This window comes from Marinilabilia rubra (assembly GCF_003121985.1).
Lineage (GTDB): Bacteria > Bacteroidota > Bacteroidia > Bacteroidales > Marinilabiliaceae > Marinilabilia > Marinilabilia rubra.
In genome coordinates this window covers 60959-80074 of record NZ_QEWP01000012.1, presented here as the reverse complement: position 1 = coordinate 80074, position 19116 = coordinate 60959, and the positions used below count along the sequence as shown (strand labels likewise).

The window sequence follows — 19116 nt, the reverse complement described above, 5'->3', positions numbered from 1 at the left end:
ATGGTTTTGATTCATGTGTCAGATTATCAAATAAATAATGAGGTTCTATTTTGTTTTTATATTATTGTTGATTTCTGTTGTTCGAATAGGAGCTCAAACGCCCCGATTCGATCATTTTGATATATCAACGGGTTTGTCGCAAAACAATATCAACGGTTTGGTTATCGATGATAATGGAAATGTTTGGGCTGGTACTCTTGATGGGTTGAATAAATACAACGGGTACAACTTTGAGATTTTTAAACCCAGAGCAGATAAGGATGGAGGGATTTCAGGAAATCATCTTATCTCAATGGGCAAGGGAATTGACGGAGATATCTGGATTACGACACGTGATGGGGTACTCAATCAATATCAGGCCTCGCAACAAAAGTTTCGGCGTTTTGGTCAGGAAATATTCGAAGATGCAGGGATTGCACCAACCAGCAATCTTTGGCAATATAATGATTCTATGCTCTGGTTTAGTCAGGGCAACAGAACAGGTGTTTTAAATTTGAATACTGAGGAGTGCCAAACTTTCACAGCTCCCGGATATGTTCGGGGGATTAATCAGAAAGGGGATATCCTTTTGATATATGGTGAATTTGGACTTCAGGAGTGGTCGATTGGAGGAGATAGCCCCGCTTTGAAGAAAGAACCTGAAAGGATATCTTCATTCCCCTGTTATTTTATTCAAAAGGAAAAGGGCAGGTGGTTGGTGCTTTCCGAGGACGGGGTATATTATTTGGAGGATGATCTGAATTCAAAGACGCCTGTATTTTGTTTCAGGGATGTCGGACTTTCAGATTTTGAACCATCCACTCTGAATAGTTTTGCTGTTTTCAACAAAGATTTTTGGATTGGCGGATTTAACTTGTTAGTGCGAATTCAAAAAAATAAAGATGGGTGGAGCTCAGAAAGATTTTCCTACGATTCGAAAAACGATTACACATTTAAAGGTTACAATGTAACTCATCTGAAGTTTGATGAGCTGGGGAATCTTTGGATTGGTACCCAAAAAAACGGCATCAACCATTTTAATCATGAGAAAAACCAATTTCTGCATTATAATTGGAATGCTCCATCATTAAGCAGGCCCGATGCAGATCCCGTCAGGGCTATTTGCCGCCGGACAAACGGAGATCTTTGGCTGGGCTTTGATCGCAATGGAGTGGGCATCATATTTCCTGATGGGCATCAGAAATATTTTAGACATTATTATACCAAATCAGGCCGCACCCGTCCAATAAATAATGTTCGCTCCATATTTGAGGATTCTAAAGGTAATGTTTGGATTGGGGAATCGGGGGAGTTGTGCATATTTAATGAAGAGAAACAGCGCATTGAAGCCGTGGATGCAAGTTTATCCTGGCGATGGCCTCATCAGTGTTATGTGATCAAGGAATGGGAGTCCGGAACTTTAATGCTGACCTCAACTCAAGATATAGGTTGGGTCGATCTTGACTCTATGATACTGGATAAGGTTGTCCCTATTAGCGAAAATAGAGGGTATTTACCGGGTAGTTTAAGGGATATTGTAATGGATGAAAACGGAGACTATTGGATCGCCAAGGATGAGAACGGACTATTCAGGGTTGATCAATGGGACAAGGGTTTTGATATCATTCAAAAAAGTACACACCAGCTGTCGGATAACAAAGTGTATTGTATGGCTTTTGATGGGGACAGTCTTTGGATTGGCACCAATTCCGGGCTTAATCTTTACAGCCTGGATAAAGACAAAGTAGAAAAGAAGTATTTTGAGCAGGATGGATTAAGCAATAACATTATCTACAGCCTTAGTTTTGATTCCTCCGGCATTTTATGGATGAGTACCAACCGCGGAATTAGCCGGTTTAATCCTATTTCGGGATCCTTTAAAACTTATTTGTCCAATGATTTCTTTATGGATGATGCCCATTTTGTTGATGCCGATGGACAAATTTATTATGGTGGTTATACGGGCGTTGTAGGGTTTCACCCTGATGAAATAGATCCGCTTCAGGTTAAGGCCGGGGCTACTTTAGAGAATTTTAGTTTGTTTAACAGACGGATACTGCCGGGGGATACCGTGAATCACAGAGTTTTACTGAGGCGACCTATAGGTGAAACTAAGAGTATCGAGCTAAAGCATGGTCAGAATTCCTTTGCTATTAGTTTTAATGCCTATCCTTTTGATGTGCCAAATCAAAATGTGTTTAGGTATCGGTTGGCCGGACTTCAGGCTGAATGGACTATTTCTGATGGAAACAACCGGCAGGCCAGATATGCAGCTGTACCTCCGGGAGATTATACTTTTGAAGTTCAGGCTGCGTTTAGTCATGCCGATTATGGGCCTGTAAAAAGACTCAACATCGAAGTTATTCCTCCCTTTTGGCAAACTGGTTGGTTTAAGAGTGTAATGATTCTGGCTCTTTTAGCATCTGTTTTTGCCGGTTATCATATGCGATTGCGGCAAATCAGAAAGCGTAATGTATTTCTCAAAAAACAGGTGGATGAGCAAACCCGCGAATTGAGAGAACGCAACAAAGAAATTGTTGAAATTTCCGAGAAGCTTCATGAAGCAGATCAGTCAAAACTTCGTTTTTTTACGAATATTTCGCATGATTTCCGTACGCCTCTGACTTTGATTCTGGCTCATTTGGATGGCCTTGGGAATGCCAAAAACAAAACGGTGAAAACCATTCGCAATAATGCCCTTCGTTTGTTGAATATGATTAACCAGTTGATTGATCTCAGGAAACTGGACCAGGGAGAATTGGCTTTGTCGGTTTCCCGGGTTGATATTGTAGCTTTTACGGCCGGGCTTGTCGACTCCTTTCAGGCTTTGGCTTTAAAAAGAGGTGTTAACCTTCGTTTCTTCAGTTCACTGGAGAAGCTTGAGGTTTGGCTGGATATTGACAAAACCGAGAAGATTCTTTATAATCTTTTGGCCAATGCCTTAAAGTATACACCGGATGGGAAATCGGTTTTGGTTAGTGTCGCTGAAAGAGGTAAGCAATTTTCTGTGGTGGTTCAGGACCAAGGTGTGGGAATGTCAGAGGATGAGGTAAATAATGCCTTTAAGCGTTTTTACAGGTCGGAAAAGGGACAGGAGAATGCAGCGGGACACGGGATTGGTCTGACAATTGTAAAAGGACTCACTGAGGTTCAGAAAGGCACCATTGATGTTGAAAGTGAGGAGGGGAAAGGTTCTGAATTTATCTTGACATTTCTGAAAGGCAGGTCGCATTTTGCCGATCGGGATTTCAAGAATAAGGAAGATGAATCTATGATTCAGGAAACTGACATTGATTATGTTTCAGAGAGAAATGGATTTTCAAGGTTTGGTGGAAAGAATATTTTAGTGGTGGAGGACAACGATGAGCTTTCGGAATTTCTCAAAGATTTACTGGAGCGTTGGTTTACTGTCAGGATAGCTGAAAATGGTCGTGAGGCTTTCGGGGTGATGGAGGCGTTTTCACCTGATCTGATTATTTCAGATGTTATGATGCCTGTGATGGATGGCATTGAGTTTTGTCGCAGAGTGAAAGCCGATATCCGTACTTCTCACATTCCTTTTATTCTGTTGACTGCACGTACCGATGCTGAAACCCATATTGAAGGATTTGAGTTGGGCGTGGATGATTACATCGAAAAACCCTTTGACGGCCGGATATTTTTGGCCCGATTGAAGGCATTGCTGGAAAACAGGGAGAAATTAAAAAAGCATTTTGAAGACAAACCCGAAATAATCAACTCAGGTAAGGGATTGTCTAAAAGAGATCAGAACTTTCTGCAGTCAGTCAACGAAATAATTGAAAAGCGTTACTCTGAGACTGACTTTGGAGTAGAAACCCTCAGCTTTGAAATGAATATGAGCCGTTCTACTTTTTACAGGAAATTTAAAGCATTAACAGGCATAGCTGCGGCCGATTATTTGAGAAAGATAAGATTGCATAAAGCTTCCGGCTACTTGAAGCAGGAGGAAATTCCTGCTTCTCAGGTAGCCGAATTGGTGGGGTTTCAGAGTGTTGCCCATTTCCGGAAATGCTTCAAGGAAGAGTTTGGCGAAACTCCCGGGGCCTGGGCCAAATGATTATTGTTCCCAGCTGGCATTTACAATGCTACCTTTGCCTTCCTGATTTTTGATGTGCAGGTAAGTTGAAATCTCCTGCTGCATATCCTCAACATGCGATATAACCCCCACAATCCGGTTTTCATGTCGCAACGATTTCAATGTATCAAAAACAATATTAAGTGATTCCCGATCCAGGGTTCCAAATCCTTCGTCAAGGAAGAAGAAATTCCCACTGGTTGAAGTATGTTTTTGGATGCTGTCGGCCAATGCAAGCGCCAGTGAAAGGGACGCCTGGAACGTTTGTCCGCCCGACAGGGTTTTGACACTTCTCAGATGCCCCTCATTCATGTAATCACGAACCTGGAATGAGTTGTCGGGAGCCAGTTCGAGCGAAAGGTGCTGTCGTGTAAGTCTGTAAAACCGATCGTTGGCAGCTCTTACCAGTTCCTGCAAATAGACCGTAGAGATGTAATTGACAAAAGCCCCGCCCTTAAAGAGGTTTTTCATCATTTTCAGATCCTCGGCCCGTTCCTGTACTTTGTCGTGTTCTTTCTTTAGTTCTTTGGCCTTTTGCTGATCTTTCTTCAAACGGGTAAGGGAGGTGTTGGCTTCTCCCCAGGCACGGTTGAGGTCTTCTATGGTTTTGTTGAGCTTTTGGTTGTCCTGTGTGAGTTCCAGGTATTTTTTTTCGTCAAAAGTTCGCCCGTCAAGCTCTTCCTCGTATTGTTTAATGGTATTGGTATTTGAGTTCAGATCCTGTTTGTATTGGTCGATCTTTTTGCGTGTAGCATCAATCTCAAAAGGTTTAAATACAACTTCAGAAACTTTTTTCCGTTGCAGATTCCCATGCTCCTTCAGCAGCGTTTCAATCTGTTCATTGAGGACTGTCAATTCTTTTTGAGTTTGCTCCAGATGTTGCTGGCGTGTTTCAATTCGTCCCTTCAGTGTATCCAGCTCTTTCCCGATGTTGGCCACCTCTTTTTCTTCCTTCTGATAGCGCTCACCAATTTCGGCATGCTGCTTTTTCAGTCCGGCTGCTTTTTGAGTGAGCTCGTCTGAAGAGATTTTTTTAAGCTGCTCCGGGTTAACCTCTCTGAACTGACCGGATAGTGTTTCAATGCGACTCTTTTTTTCAACAATGGAACGTTCAATTTCATCGAGTAATTTTCGGTAATCTTCTTTGTTTTTCTCAGCTTTTTCGGTGTCTGAATTTATTTTTTCCTGGTCAGTCTCCAGTTTTTTTATCTCCTTGCTGATTATTTCATGTTGTTTAAAAGCTTCGGTTACCTTATCTTCTTTTTCTGGAGAGAATTTTTCCCACTGAAACTTTTCTTTGTGCTGTTTTATCTGTTCAGTTAGTTGTTCCTGATGCTCTATCTGTTTTTTTCGTTCTTTGTTCAGGCTGTCATAACGATCTGTCAACCGCAAAAGTGAAGTTTCAGCTTCAGTGAGTTGCGTTATCTGTTTTTGGCTTTTTTGCCTGCTTTCTTCGATTACCTGGAGTTTTGCTGAAAGGTCATCGGCTTTCAAAATATGGGGATGATGCTCTGAACCGCATAGGGGACAGGGCTTGCCATCTTCCAGTTCGTAAGCATATTTTTGCAGTTGCTGCTGCACCTGCAAATGATGCCATTCAGCTTCCAACTTAGTTTTTTCTTCTTCCAGATGCTTTTTGTTTTTTGCAACGGTTACCTGCAAGCTATTGATAAAATCAACGGTAGTCTGAGCCTGAGCAACGCTGTACTTCTCAGCAATCTCAAGAAGTTGTTGTTGTATGAGTTTTTCCGCCTCATCTGTTTCTTTTTGCAAACGCCTGGTCTCTTTTTGCTCTTTTTCCAATTGTTTGAATTGCGAAAACCAGTCACGCACATCTGACAGAATCTTAAGATCGGGCAGAGCTTCTTTCTTTTTGGCCAGATCTTCCTTAATTGATTTTTGCCTTTTCTTCAGTCCTTCCAAAACATCCAGATTTTGCTGAACCATCTGGTTGCCCTTTTTCTGACGTTCCAGTTCTTTCTCAATGTCCGTTTTTAGTTTGCGGATATCGGCCATTTTTTCTAATTCATCAGCTTCGCGCAGCCACTTTTCCCGCTGTTCCCAGAGTTTCCTTGTTTGGTTAAAGGCTTCAGTTAGTTTAGTGTATTGACCCTGCAGTTTTTGCAGTTGTTCTTTGGCTTGTTTTTGTTCTCCTTCAATCTTTTCCCGGTCTTTTGTTAATCTGTTGACTTGTTCCAGCGGAGATCGAAAAACTCTGGTAAGTGTCTCATATTCTTTTAGCTCCTTTTCTAACCGGTCAATGACCTCTTTCTCCTTCAGTAGTTTTTCCTGAAGGAGCTTGCTTTCAGATAATTTTTTGTGAAGATCGCGTATGCCTTCCTGCTCCTTGATCTGCTTCTGTATCTTCTTCAATTCATCATTGGCCTTTTTCAATTCTTCGGAAGTGACTTTTAGTTGGGTTTCCAGCTTTTTTATCTCTTCCGGATCAATGGTGCCAATGTTCTCGAGTTGTCCTTTCAGGTTCTGCAAGCGCTGATCGTTGTTGCGCTCGATGTCAGCCACCCGTCCGTAAAGCTCAAATTTGTTGAGGTTGAAAAGCTCCCTCAGCATATTGGTGCGGTCTTTGGCCGTTAGTTGCAGAAATTCCTGAAACTTACCCTGAGGTATAATGATGGTGCGATGAAAATTGTTGTAGTTGAGCCCGGTGATTTCTTCGGCCATTTCTTCAGAAATAGGTTCCCAGGTGTCATTCTTAAGCTGATAAGCAGTTCGATCCAGCTTTTTGACATCCTCAAACTTCTTGCTGTTTCTTTTGCCATGTACAATAAACCGGTAGTCTTTTTCTCCTGAGGCAAACTCAAAATCTATGTACAGCTCATTTGATTTCAGGTTCATCATGTTGTAATTGCGATTGTCGCGGGCGTTGAGCCTTTCCGACTGGCCGAACAAAGCAAACGAAATAGCCTCGAGAATAGTAGACTTTCCGCAACCTACACTGCCGAAAATCCCAAACAGGCCGGCATGAGTGAGGGTTTCAAAGTCAATGGTCTGCTTTTGCTGATATGAATAAATGCCTTGTAGGGTGAGTTTCTTTGGTATCATGCGATTTTATGGTGAAACGGTTTAATGGTAAAATGGTGAAATGGGCAGAGTGCATAGGGCATGGAGCATAGAGTTTTATCTTAGTACAAGTAATTAATATCTATCTTCTAACCTCTAATCTCTAGTCTCTAAAATCTTCCCCAATTATCTCTTTAAACAACTCCTTTATCCGCTCATTGGGTTGCTGACCTTTGGCGTGACTGAAGAAATCTTCAAACAATTCGGGCATGCCTTTTCCCAGTTCAATGGCCGGGCCCTCTTGCGTCTCGGCAGATTGCTTATTGATAACTTCCGGTATGATGGTAACAATGCCGTCATGTGCACTGTAGATTCTTTTCCGGTCTTCGGTTTTCAGGTAAGTATCCGAGACCAGTGTCAATTCCACATACACATCCTGATTTTCTGAAAGCCACTGAACCGCCTGGTCGATATCTTCAAAACGCTTTCGCAGAAGCCTGCGACCACTTTTCAGCTCAATTCTGGTTGTATTTACCGGTTTTCCGGGTTCAGCATCAATCAATGAAATATGTTTTTGCTGGTTGGCTTCGGCAAAGCTGTATGCTAGTGGGCTACCTGTATAAATTGCCGGACCGTTGGCGCCCTTAACCTCCTGATATCTGTGAAGGTGCCCAAGTGCGGTATATTGGATATTTGAAGGGATGTCGGACGAGAAAACAGGTTGAGCGCCACCTATGTATAGGATGGGCTTTTCATCCTCCGGCTCTTCAGGCATTTTCGTGCCTTCCTGTATCATAAAAAGGTGGGTGACAAGTAAGTTGATGCCTTTGTCGTCGCAATATTTGTCAGCGGTAGTTTGCCAGGAATCGTTGAGCACTTGACGTAACGAAGCCTCTTTGTCGTCCGGGGCCAGAAAAGTTTTCAGGCGTAACTCATTGGCGTAAGGAGTTGTGACAATTCTGAGCGGAGGATGATCTCCCGGTAGTCTGATTTCTAAAAATCCCTGATCTGACTGCAAAACCTTAAGACCACTATCGAGAGAGAAAGGTTGAACTTCAGAATTTGGATAACCGGTGAAGATAATGCCACACTCTCTGGCCAGGGGATCCGGTGCTTCAATGCGGTCGGGTGAATCGTGATTTCCTGCAATGGCAATGACAGCTCTTTGTCCGTCAGCAGCCAGTCGTTTTAAGCCTTTGTAAAACAGATCCACTGCTTCGGTTGATGGATTGAAGGTGTCAAACAAATCGCCGGCAATGATAACGGCATTGACCGCTTCCTTGTCGGCGATTTCGCATATTTCGTTGAGTACGTCTTTTTGTTCTTCCAGCCGGGAAAAACTTTCCAGACGCTTTCCCAGATGCCAGTCGGAAGTGTGGAGAATCTTCATTGTTATTTTGTTTTGCGATCGAATCACAAATATAGCTTTTCTAAAATTTTAACTTTAGCTATTCCGTATTTAACCTGACCTTTATTCCTGTTTTTGATAGTTTATGAATCACTCAGCTTCCAAAATGGTTTTCATTTTTGAGCCGTTGTTGCAACTAATGCAGGTAAATGATGTCCATTTTAAAAATTTAATATCTGATTCATGAGAAGAACTCTTTTTTATTTAATTGCAGGTATGGTAATCCTGTCATCCTGCAATTCTGCCGGAAAACCGGATCAAAACAAAACCGGAAATATTGAAAGTGAAGTTGCTGAAACAAGTGAACCTAAACAACCGGCCATGCAGGCATATGCAGCCGAAAAGCCTGAAACTTCTTCAAGTAACCAGGCTTCTGAAAGCCAGGAACCCTTTGACTATCTGGAAAAAACAGAGGTGGATGATGGCATTCTTTTAAAATACAATCCATCATCAACAGAGGTTTTTAATACTAAAGTAACCGAGCTTCCCCAAAGTGACCCGTTTTATCCACAGGAAGAAGGTCCCGGAATGGGAAATGTTAAATTGGTAAAGACCCGTATTAAGCCCGGAGGCAGCTATTATTATGTAATGTTTTCATGGGGGCCCTCAGCCGATCCTTCATTTATGTTTTATGAAGAAGGAAATACCGATAAAGTAGCTTTTTACTTAAGCGGGAAACGTTTGTTTATTCCCGGTAATGGTAATGTTTATGTGGATGGACATACCAATAACATGTTTGATACCCGCCGTAAGTTGAAGTTGGTTAATGGCAGCTTAAATGAGATTAAGCAACCGTTTTACTATGTTGGGTTGAAATCCAAAACCCTGAAGCCTGCAAAACTTTATCAAAGTGAAAAAATAAATAAGGTAATCGCGAGTTTGCCGGAAGATTATTCAGTAGAGGTTTTGATCAATAAACCCGAAACTGATTTGTATCTGGTTAAAACCGACTTTGGTATGACAGGTTGGTTGAAATTGGGTGAAAATGCTTTTTATGGGAATGAGATCATTGAAGGCCTTTATTATGCAGGAGATTGAGTCATGAAGGTTAAGGAAGGGAAGAAGGCTGGATTATTCCGGCCTTTTTTTATTTTAAATAAAATAACCTTGCACCTCATTCCTTTAAAAACATCACACTATACTGGTGTTAAGGGGTATAAGTATTTTTTAGTTGATCCTGACTACAAGGTCGGGGTTTCTCCTTTTGCAGTATCAAAAACTTTATGTTCCTTTCGTTTTTTATCCTTCCCGAGAATTACTAATTTCAAACCTCTTGTTAAAAAAATCATTTCATTTGGATATGGAGACAAAGAAAAATGTTGCCTTAGTACTTTCCAGCGGAGGAGCCAAAGGAATTTCGCATATAGGGGCTATTCAGGAGTTGCAAAAACAGGGGTATAATATTACATCTGTAGCCGGTTCTTCTATTGGAGCTGTGATTGGAGGACTATTGGCCATGGGTAAGCTGGATTCATATACCGAATGGATTAAGACCCTTGATCGCCGGGATGTGTGGGGGCTGATGGATTTTTCTTTTAATACCAATGGGCTGCTGAAAGGAGAGCGGGTATTTGATAAAATGAAGGAATTTATTCCGGATATGAATATAGAAGATATGTCAATTCCATTCTCAGCCGTGGCCTCAGATATCCTCAACGAAAAAGAGATTGTGTTTGATAAGGGGAGTTACTACAGCGCTGTAAGGGCTTCTGTAGCCATCCCGGCCATGTTGCCCCCTGTGAGGTATAAAAATACTTTTTTGGTGGATGGAGGCATTTTAAATCCGGTTCCCATCGATCATGTCCGAAAAAACGAAGGTGATCTTTTGGTAGTTGTCAATTTGTACGGGGCCAAACAACCAAAACCTGAAGCTGTAAGTGAATCCAAAAACGGAGCAAATAAGAACGGACAAAATGGCTTAATGAATACCTTTTCAAAGTTGGTCGCTACCGGAGATAAGCAAAGTATGGGGTATATCTCTTTGTTGACAACCAGCTCGGCTGCCATGATCCACAAACTGGCCAGAATTAATATTGAACGATACCAGCCTGATATCCTAATTGATATACCTGCCGACTCGGCCAATACCTTCGACTTTCACCGGGCAGATGAGTTGATAAAACTGGGTTCGGATGCTGTATCCCGGGCTATTAAATCTTTGGGCGGGGAATAAAGTTTTTCATTATCCATTGCGAATGTTCGTTCTCCTTAATAGCTTTTTGTAAAGGGTAATTCTATCATTATCCGGGGAACTTAAATGGTTTCCATTGTCCTTTTTATCTGAACTGATCAGCTTTTTATTTCTGCTTTCTGCCTGAACACCGACTATCTAATCTTCAAAATCTTCTTATTTAATTTTTTTATGAGAATATTCTCATTACCTTTGCATGAACAATAGTTCATTATGGCAAGACCAAAATCATTGAGAAAAGTTGTTAAACCCCCCGGTTTTAAAGGATATAAGCCCTATGGTGCTTCAGGTACAAAGGGAGAAGCTGTTGAATTACTATACGAAGAGTATGAAGCCTTGAAACTGGCCGATTATGATTTAATGAGCCATCAGGAAGCCTCCGAATTGATGGGGGTGTCTAGAGCCACATTTGCCAGGATTTATGAAAGAGCCAGGCGTAAAATGGCAAAGGCGCTGGTAGAGGTTAAAGAAATAAAATCGGTTTACGGACATGCCTGGCTCGATAAAAGTTGGTTTGTCTGCAATCATTGTGATGCCAGGTTCACCATGCCCTCCACTATGAAGGAGAGAAGTTGTCCGGTTTGTAAGTCCTTTTGTATAGAATCGCTCACAGATGATAAGTAAGTTTTAAGTGACTTGTGCCCTCTTAATAGAAACTTCAGAATCAATCCGAAAAAGAAATACCAATGAAGACATTAATTACATCTACTGAAGACAAACTAAATGCTGCCTTTGACAAGCGCTTTGGCCGCGCCGCCTGGTTTTGTGTGTTAGATGAATCAACGGGTGAAACAGCCTTTTACCCAAATGAAAATATAAATGCAACCGGAGGTGCCGGGACAAAAGCAGCCGAGAAAGTTGTGGAGCTTGGCGTCGGGAAAATCATTTCTGGTGATTTTGGGCCGAAAGCCAAGGAATTGCTTAATAAATTCAATATCCAAATGGTCATAATCGAAGAGGAGGATCTGAGTGTTAAGGAGATTGTAGAACGCATTAAAAAGTAAAGTTATGCCAAAAATGGATCATACAGGACCGGAAGGTCAGGGACCGGCATCCGGACGTAATCTTGGGGGATGTACTAAGAAAGGAGATCATCCTAAGGGTAAAATGGGTGAAGGTATGGGAAAACGCAGAAAAGAGGGCTGCGGAGATGGCAAAGGAAAACGTTTACGGAGCAATATGCCATAGCAATCTTTTGTTTTACGTATTGTTGAAAATTCCTTCCCAAGAGGAAAAGAGGGACAGTTTATGCCATTAAAAATTGCCGTAGCCAGCGGAAAAGGCGGTACAGGGAAGACTACCGTATCTGTTAATTTACAGCATTTCATTGCCAGTTACATGACTCCCGAAGTATTGCTGGTGGATTGTGATGTGGAAGAACCCAACGACCGGATTTTCTTTCCGGATAGCCGTTTGCAGATCAGCGAGGTCGTGAATCAAATGGTGCCGGAGATTGACACGGAGAAATGTATTTTTTGCCGGGAATGTGTTGAGTATTGCGAGTTTAATGCCATTGTGGTGATACCGCCTGTAAAATATGCCGAAGTCAATGCTTCATTGTGCCATTCATGTGGTGCCTGCTCGGTTGCGTGTCAGGATGGGGCAGTAATAGAAAAGAGACACCCTATTGGTCAGATTAACTGTTTTGAAACAGGTTTAGGTCACGGGCTTGCAGAAGGAGTCCTAAAGATAGGTTCTCCCATGCAGACCATGATGATAAAGGAACTTAAGAAATCGGTGAAGAATAATGCTGATATTGTTATCTACGATTCCCCCCCTGGAACCAGCTGTCCGGTGGTTGAAACGGTTTCAGATGTTGACTATGTTGTTTTGGTTGCCGAACCTACACCCTTTGGTTTGCATGATTTGATATTGATGGTGGAACTGCTGGTTGACTTGGACAAACCTTTAGGAGTAGTCATAAATAAAGCCGGTCTTGGCAATAACGATATCTATGAATTCCTGAAGGAGCAGAATATTGAGATTTTGGCTGAAATTCCTTTCGATAAGGATTATGCCAGTCGTTATGCTTCGGGTAATTTGCTGAACGATATTGATGTACAGACAAAAGGGATATACCGAAATTTGATAAAGAAAGTGGAAAGCCGATATCTGCAATATGAAGGAAGTAACTATTTTAAGTGGTAAGGGCGGTGCCGGGAAAACCAGCATCACTGCAGCTCTGGCCTCTTTGATGTCAAACACCGTGTTTTGCGATAACGATGTGGATGCGGCCGACCTGCACCTGGTATTCAATCCTGAAGTAAAAGAAACCCATACATTTTACGGGGCATGGGTGGCTTCTATTGATGAAGATCAATGCACCAATTGCGGCATTTGCAAAAAGGACTGTCACTTTGATGCCATACATTACAGAGAGGGTGGAGGTATGTATATCAATCCTTTTCAATGCGAAGGATGCCGGTTGTGTGAGCGGGTTTGTCCTGCAAGGGCCATCACCTCGGAGCAAAGTACCAACAATCATTGGTTTGTTTCTGAGAGTCGCTTTGGACCATTTGTACATGCCAAAATGGGGCCGGGGGAAGAGAACTCCGGCAAATTGGTAACTCAGGTACGTCAGAAAGCGCAGGAAATAGCAAAAAATAATAATGCTGATTTTATCCTTAATGACGGCCCTCCCGGCATTGGTTGTTCGGCTATTTCTTCGGTAACCGGAACCAATGCTGTACTGGTTGTCATTGAGCCTACCCGTTCAGGACTGCACGATGCTGAGCGGCTGGTGGAGTTGGTGCGGGCTTTTGAGATTCCCCTTTTTGCAGTGATCAATAAATGTGATATCAATGAGGAGATGACTGTTGTTATTGAAAAATATCTTCAGGAACAGGATATTCCACTGCTCGAGAAAATTCCGTTTGATACACGTATGGTAGAATCAATGATTGACCGCAAGACGATTGTGGAGTATTCCGAAACAAGTGAGATTTCCCGGCGCATGCAATCAGTCTGGAAAAAGCTTAATACTGAACTGAGTTATTCACACTCGATCGGTAGCGAATCTTCGGGATAACCAAGCATTGATTCAAGTCTAAAATCTAAATTGAAAAGTTATGACCAATAAAAAAATCATTGTTATAGGCGGTTCGGCAACCGGGCCGAAAGCTGCAGCCAAAGCTCGCAGAATGGACGAGTTCGCTGAAATCACCATGTTTCAGAAAGGTCCCGATTTATCGATGGCATCCTGCGGTTTTCCCTATTATGTGGGAGGCTTCTTCGATGATCGTAATAAACTATTGTGCACGCCTACCGGGGTTGTGCGGGATCCTAAATTTTACTGGAATGCCAAAGGCATCGTGGCACGGGTCAATACTGAAGTTACAAGGATTGATCGTGAGAATAAAAAGGTGGAATTTACCAACCTGGAAACAGGGGAAACCGGCAGTCAGGAATACGATAAGCTGATTATTGCCACCGGAGCTTCTCCAAATATGCCACCAATTCCGGGTGTTGACTTGCAGGGTATCTCTACTTTACAATCCATGCAGGATGCCGACTATCTGCGAAAAGTCCGTGATGATGGACACATCAAAAAAGCGGTGGTAATAGGTGGTGGCCTGATTGGAATTGAAACGCTCGAAGCATTGCACCTTGCAGGCATTGAGCTGACCCTGGTGGAGCTATTGCCTCAACTGCTTACTTTCCTCGACTGGAAGATGGCTAAGCTGGTGGAAAATTATTTGAAAACCAAAGCCAATGTTATTACTAAAAACGGGGTGGCTGAGTTTGTTGGTGAGAACGGAAAGTTAACAGCCGTTAAACTTCAGAATGGTACCGAGATTCCCTGTCAACTGGCGGTTGTGGCTATTGGTGTGCGTCCCAATGTGAAGCTGGCTCAGGATGCGGGTCTGAAAATTGGTGAATTGGGAGGTATTGTTACCAATGAATATATGCAGACCAATGATCCTGATATCTATGCTGCAGGCGATTGCTGCGAAGTGAAAAACATCATTTCAGGGAAAAATGTTCTGGCTCCTTATGGCGACCTTGCTAATTTGCAGGGACGTGTGATCGGTGAAAATGTCATAGCAGGTGATATTGCTAAATTCCCCGGCACCATCCAGACCGGTATTTGTAAGTTTTTCGATTATGCAGTAGGCATTACCGGCCTCTCAGAGGAAAAAGCCAAAGAGGCTGGTTTTAATTACGAGCGTGTGTTGAATGCCAGTCCTGATAAACCAGGATTTATGGATGGCAAACTGCTGATAACAAAGTTGGTGGTGGAGCACAAAACCAGAAGAATCCTTGGTGCCCAATGCCTTGGTCCTGGTGATGTGAGCAAACAACTGGCCATCTGGGCTACCGCCATTAAAGGCAATCTGACTGTGGATGATATGGTTAATGCTGACCTGCCTTATGCGCCACCATTTTCACTGGCGATTGACCACAGTATCGCTACGGCACATATCATGGAGAACAAATTAAGAGGAATCTTCAAAGGCATTTCTTCTGTTGATTTAAAGGAAAAAGCAGACCGGGGAGATGACATGTTTATTCTCGATGCCCGTGGTGCTGATGAATACGAGCAAATGCGCCTGGGCATTGGCGAGACATTGATCCCCATTGGAAAACTTCGTGAACGCCTGCATGAATTACCCGAAGACAAAAATAAAGAGATTATTACCTTCTGCAAGATATCGTTGCGTGGTTATGAAGCAGCAGTATTACTGGAGGCGCATGGTTATACCAATGTGAAAATATTGGAAGGCGGTATTATGGCCTGGCCTTTCGATCGTGAGAAGTAACTCTCAAATTTGACATGTTTTGATTGGAATACAGATGACTCAGATCTCCTGAAAAGGAATGATTTGAGTTGTCTGTGTATTTCTAACTATTCCGGCTAATCACCTCCAGCTTTTTCATATCCTTTATTTCAATATCTCTTTTCTTCAGTTCTACAATCTCATCTTTTTCAAATTCCTTCAGAAACTTGATGGTGCTTTCGGTGGAGATGGATGCAAAATCAGCAATGTCCTGACGAGTGAGGTATTTAAACACATTTTCCTGCCGGAATGGCTCAGAAGAAAGATAAAGTAGCGCTGAGGCCAGTTTTCCACGCATTTGCTTGTAGGAAAGATTGCCTATGACATCCAGTAGCTGTTGTTCGTTGCGGCAATTTCGGGAGACAATTCGCAGAGCAAAGTCGGCATTGTTTTGCAAAAGTTCCCTCAATGCATCTTTTTCAATCATACACACCCAGGCATCTTTAACGGCCAGCGCCGAATAGTGGTAAGTGGTTTCTCCAAAAACCGATGAGAAGGAGAGGAAATCGCCCGGAGCAGCCAGCCTAATGTTCAGCTGCCGGTTGTGTCCCGTTTGCAGGTAAACCCTCACCAACCCACTCAGCACGTATGTAACATGAGGTGAGAAGGCACCTTGTTTAAAAATATTTTCCCCTTTCAGGTATTGCACTCTGGTTTTTTTGTCAGCAAGTTTTTCCAGTTCTTCAGGATATAGCCCCTGAAAACAGGCTGCTGATTCAAATATGCTGTTGGTTGATTGTTTGCTGTCCATAATTCTCTTTTTGGGGTGCAACGTGCTTTCAAATCCAAATGTAAACCTAAAAAACTTTTCCTAAACTCATTTTTATTTTTAAAATAGTCCCTCCATGACTCGGGGATGCTGTTAATAAATCGAATTGGTATTTTTTCTAATTTAATCCTTAACCAGGTCACGAAAATAGAATGCGGGGGAGGCAAAGTTGACGAATTAAAGCGGATGTTATCTGTGTCATCTGCGTTCTGTTAATTATAGATTGTAAGTTTCACAATCATCCTTTTTGCTTTTCTTATAGTCACTTTAAACAAACAAAGAAATTACCCAAACTGTTACAAACCCTGCAATCGCCAGCACCGTAGTTAGCATTGTCCAGCTCTGGAAAGTTTGTTTTTCCGACAGTCTGAGGTATTTGCCCACCAGCCAGAATCCGCTGTCGTTGACGTGAGACATGATGGTGGCGCCCGAGGCAATGGCAATCACCAGCAGTGCTTTGTCGGCTTCGCCGGTAGCAGCGGATAAAAGCGGAGCTGTTAGGCCGGCGGCAGTAATCATGGCTACCGTGGCTGACCCCTGCAAAATGCGAACAAGTGCTGCAGCCACAAATGCAAACAGCAGAAGCCCTATTCCGGAATCTGCAAAATAAGCGGCCAGCATCTCCCCGGTCCCTGTGTCTACCAGCATTTGTTTGAAAACACCGCCTGCTCCTGTGAGAAGGATGATTATGCCGGCGGGGCCCATTGATTGGGTCATGATTTTAAGTAATTTCTCTTTGTCGGTTTTTCTCTTTATGCCCAAAATGTACCAGGCAATTAAATTGGCAATGACCAGAGCAGCGAATGGATGCCCCACCAAACCAATCCATTTTATGATTATAGGTGGAATCTGTGCAGATGAAAAAAGCGGACTGTTCAATAAGGTGTTGGCAACAATGAGTAAAATGGGAATGCCAATGATGCTTATTACGATTCCGGGGGCCGGGAAAGAGGTTTTTTCCTCTTCTTCAGCTGTAAAATGAGGAGCATCAATATGGATTTTTTTTGATATGAAGCGGGCGAATGCCGGTCCACCCAATATGGCTGCCGGAATACTGGCAAAGAATCCAAAGAGAATCACCCAACCCAGATCGGCTCCCAGAATATCAGCCACGGCCACAGGACCGGGAGTCGGGGGTATGAAAGCATGTGTAATAGCCAGCCCTGCCAAAAGAGGCAATCCGTAAAGCAAAAGTGATTTTCCTGTTTTGCGTTGCAAAGAATAAACAAGTGGAACCAGAATGATAAAACCCACATCGAAAAATACGGGAATGGCCACAAAAAAGCCGGTGAACATTAAAGCCCAGGAGGCCCGTCTTTGACCAAACTTTCTTAATAGATGGTTTGCCAGCGCTTCTGCTCCTCCGGAGTTTTCGAGTATAGCTCCAAACATAGACCCAAGTCCCACAATGACAGCCACGAAACCCAATGTATCACCCATTCCTTTTTGCATGGTATCGATGATACTGAGTGGGGGCATGCCGGCTATTATCCCCACTGCAATGCTGGCAATCAATAAAGAGATAAAGGCCTGAATCCGGAAATATAAAATGAGTGTTAGCAGAATGGCAATCCCTGCAATTACGGCAATCAGGAGTGTGTAGTTAACCATAGGACCTGGATTTTGATGAGGTAATTAAATATACCATTTTTTAGTGGGATTTAATTGGATAGCTGGTTCAGCTTTTTGTAAGTCCTGTAGGGATGATTCATTATAAATGGCACGCAGATGACACAGATGAAACTGATATTCGCAGAAATCATCCGCTTTAATCCGTCCTATCTGTGTTATCTGCGTTCTATGTAATGAAAATTGATAGTATAAGTTAGATTTTACTTCATCTCCGGAAAATCCTCATAATCCAGTTCTATATCTGAGGCTACAACATTTTCTTTTACCTGCTGAGCAGTTTTTCCTCCCGGAATGGCTACATGGCAAGCCGGATGCGAAATACAGAATTTCAGACTTAATTGAGCCATTGAGTAGTCTTTATGAGCTTCAAAGAAAGACCGGAAATGTTCAAGCTGTTGCAGGTAGGTCTTCAGCTTTTCGGGCGAAAGATTAAACCGTCGATGGTCGTCATCTCCAAACTTGGATATACGGTCAAACTTTCCGGCCAGAAAGCCAAATAAGATAGGAATACGGACAATCACGCCGGTGCCGTATTTCAGTGCCAGTGGAAATAGTTCTTTCTCTGCTTCCCGCTCAAGCAGATTATAGCGAACCTGAATAACATCAATGATATCATGGTGTTTTTCCAAAAAAGGGGCTTGGGCTGTTTCCTGAAACGACTGAACACTCCAACCGGCATGTTTTATTTTTCCTTGTTGTTTTAATATTTCCAATGCTTCCCATGGTTCGTCCATCTCAAGCAGGGAAGCGTCCGGACTATGCAATTGCAGGATATCCAAAGCCTCAACACCCAGTCGCCGGATACTTTGTTCTGCCGCATATATTAAGTGTTTTTTAGAATAATCTGGATTTCCCGGAGTCGTTATGTGGGTTTCTCCCAAATACGGGTAAAAATTGTTTCCGGCCTTGGTGGCAATCACTATTTGGTCTTTATTGCCCCTTTCTTTTATGACTTCACGAATTAACTCCTCGGAGTGTCCTGATCCGTAGGTGTCAGCAGTGTCGATAAATGTAACGCCGCTGTTTAATGCCTGGTGAAGGGCTTCTTTCGATTTGTGGTCATCTGTTTGGCCCCAGTCACGACCGCTGATGCCCCAGGCACCGAAGCCGATGGTTGAAATTTTGGGGCCGTTTTTCCCTAATTTGGTGTATTCCATTTTTGCGTGAATTAGATATTCGTTTACTGGCTAGGGGGATGATTTTATTTCTATGAAGCTGTCTCAAAAGTATAAAAAACAAAAG

General features: G+C 42.7%; 14 protein-coding genes. 9 read left to right on the top strand and 5 right to left on the bottom strand.

The genetic code is table 11. The features are described 5' to 3' along the window. Positions 1–37: 37 nt before the first annotated feature. Positions 38–4057 carry a hybrid sensor histidine kinase/response regulator transcription factor gene (locus DDZ16_RS14380; protein WP_109265185.1) on the top strand — a complete coding sequence of 1340 codons (4020 nt, stop codon included), beginning with the start codon at positions 38–40 and terminating at the stop codon, positions 4055–4057. On the opposite strand, the gene DDZ16_RS14375 is transcribed toward DDZ16_RS14380, so the two are convergent. Next, entirely contained in the window at positions 4058–7138 is a 3081-nt protein-coding gene (locus tag DDZ16_RS14375) for an AAA family ATPase (protein ID WP_109265184.1), read from the bottom strand. A 121-nt stretch (positions 7139–7259) separates the two neighbouring features. Further along, positions 7260–8486 carry a metallophosphoesterase family protein gene (locus DDZ16_RS14370; protein ID WP_109265183.1) on the bottom strand — a complete coding sequence of 409 codons (1227 nt, stop codon included), beginning with the start codon at positions 8484–8486 and terminating at the stop codon, positions 7260–7262. 201 nt (positions 8487–8687) lie between these two features. Between DDZ16_RS14370 and DDZ16_RS14365 the strand changes: the two genes are divergently transcribed. The 8 genes from DDZ16_RS14365 to DDZ16_RS14330 all read left to right on the top strand — a co-directional run bounded on the left by DDZ16_RS14365 (position 8688) and on the right by DDZ16_RS14330 (position 15455). Beyond that, positions 8688–9542 (top strand): hypothetical protein, encoded by an 855-nt coding sequence (locus DDZ16_RS14365; RefSeq protein WP_109265182.1) that lies wholly within the window; start codon positions 8688–8690, stop codon positions 9540–9542. 262 nt (positions 9543–9804) lie between these two features. Beyond that, the gene (locus DDZ16_RS14360; protein ID WP_109265181.1) at positions 9805–10677 is read left to right on the top strand and encodes a patatin-like phospholipase family protein; all 873 of its coding nucleotides are present in this window, start codon (positions 9805–9807) and stop codon (positions 10675–10677) included. Positions 10678–10908: 231 nt separating this feature from the next. Then, positions 10909–11319 (top strand): DUF134 domain-containing protein, encoded by a 411-nt coding sequence (locus DDZ16_RS14355; RefSeq protein WP_198416727.1) that lies wholly within the window; start codon positions 10909–10911, stop codon positions 11317–11319. Between the two features lie 62 nt (positions 11320–11381). Then, positions 11382–11699: a NifB/NifX family molybdenum-iron cluster-binding protein gene (locus DDZ16_RS14350; protein WP_109265180.1), complete on the top strand. Its 318-nt coding sequence runs from the start codon at positions 11382–11384 to the stop codon at positions 11697–11699. 4 nt (positions 11700–11703) lie between these two features. Further along, a complete protein-coding gene (locus DDZ16_RS14345; RefSeq protein ID WP_109265179.1) occupies positions 11704–11883 on the top strand; it encodes a DUF5320 family protein in 180 nt (59 codons plus the stop codon). A 60-nt stretch (positions 11884–11943) separates the two neighbouring features. Further along, on the top strand, positions 11944–12843 hold the full coding sequence (locus tag DDZ16_RS14340) for an ATP-binding protein (RefSeq protein ID WP_109265178.1): 900 nt from the start codon (positions 11944–11946) through the stop codon (positions 12841–12843). Next, entirely contained in the window at positions 12815–13723 is a 909-nt protein-coding gene (locus DDZ16_RS14335) for an ATP-binding protein (RefSeq protein ID WP_109265177.1), read from the top strand. The genes DDZ16_RS14340 and DDZ16_RS14335 overlap by 29 nt, the downstream gene beginning before the upstream one ends. 40 nt (positions 13724–13763) lie before the next feature. Then, positions 13764–15455: an FAD-dependent oxidoreductase gene (locus DDZ16_RS14330; RefSeq protein ID WP_109265176.1), complete on the top strand. Its 1692-nt coding sequence runs from the start codon at positions 13764–13766 to the stop codon at positions 15453–15455. A gap of 82 nt (positions 15456–15537) precedes the next feature. Here DDZ16_RS14330 and DDZ16_RS14325 read toward each other — a convergent pair whose 3' ends face one another. The 3 genes from DDZ16_RS14325 to DDZ16_RS14315 all read right to left on the bottom strand — a co-directional run bounded on the left by DDZ16_RS14325 (position 15538) and on the right by DDZ16_RS14315 (position 19031). Beyond that, the gene (locus DDZ16_RS14325) at positions 15538–16224 is read right to left on the bottom strand and encodes a Crp/Fnr family transcriptional regulator (RefSeq protein WP_109265175.1); all 687 of its coding nucleotides are present in this window, start codon (positions 16222–16224) and stop codon (positions 15538–15540) included. A 285-nt stretch (positions 16225–16509) separates the two neighbouring features. Further along, positions 16510–17853 carry a GntP family permease gene (locus DDZ16_RS14320; RefSeq protein WP_109265174.1) on the bottom strand — a complete coding sequence of 448 codons (1344 nt, stop codon included), beginning with the start codon at positions 17851–17853 and terminating at the stop codon, positions 16510–16512. A 221-nt stretch (positions 17854–18074) separates the two neighbouring features. Then, on the bottom strand, positions 18075–19031 hold the full coding sequence (locus DDZ16_RS14315; RefSeq protein ID WP_109265173.1) for an aldo/keto reductase: 957 nt from the start codon (positions 19029–19031) through the stop codon (positions 18075–18077). Positions 19032–19116: the final 85 nt, after the last annotated feature.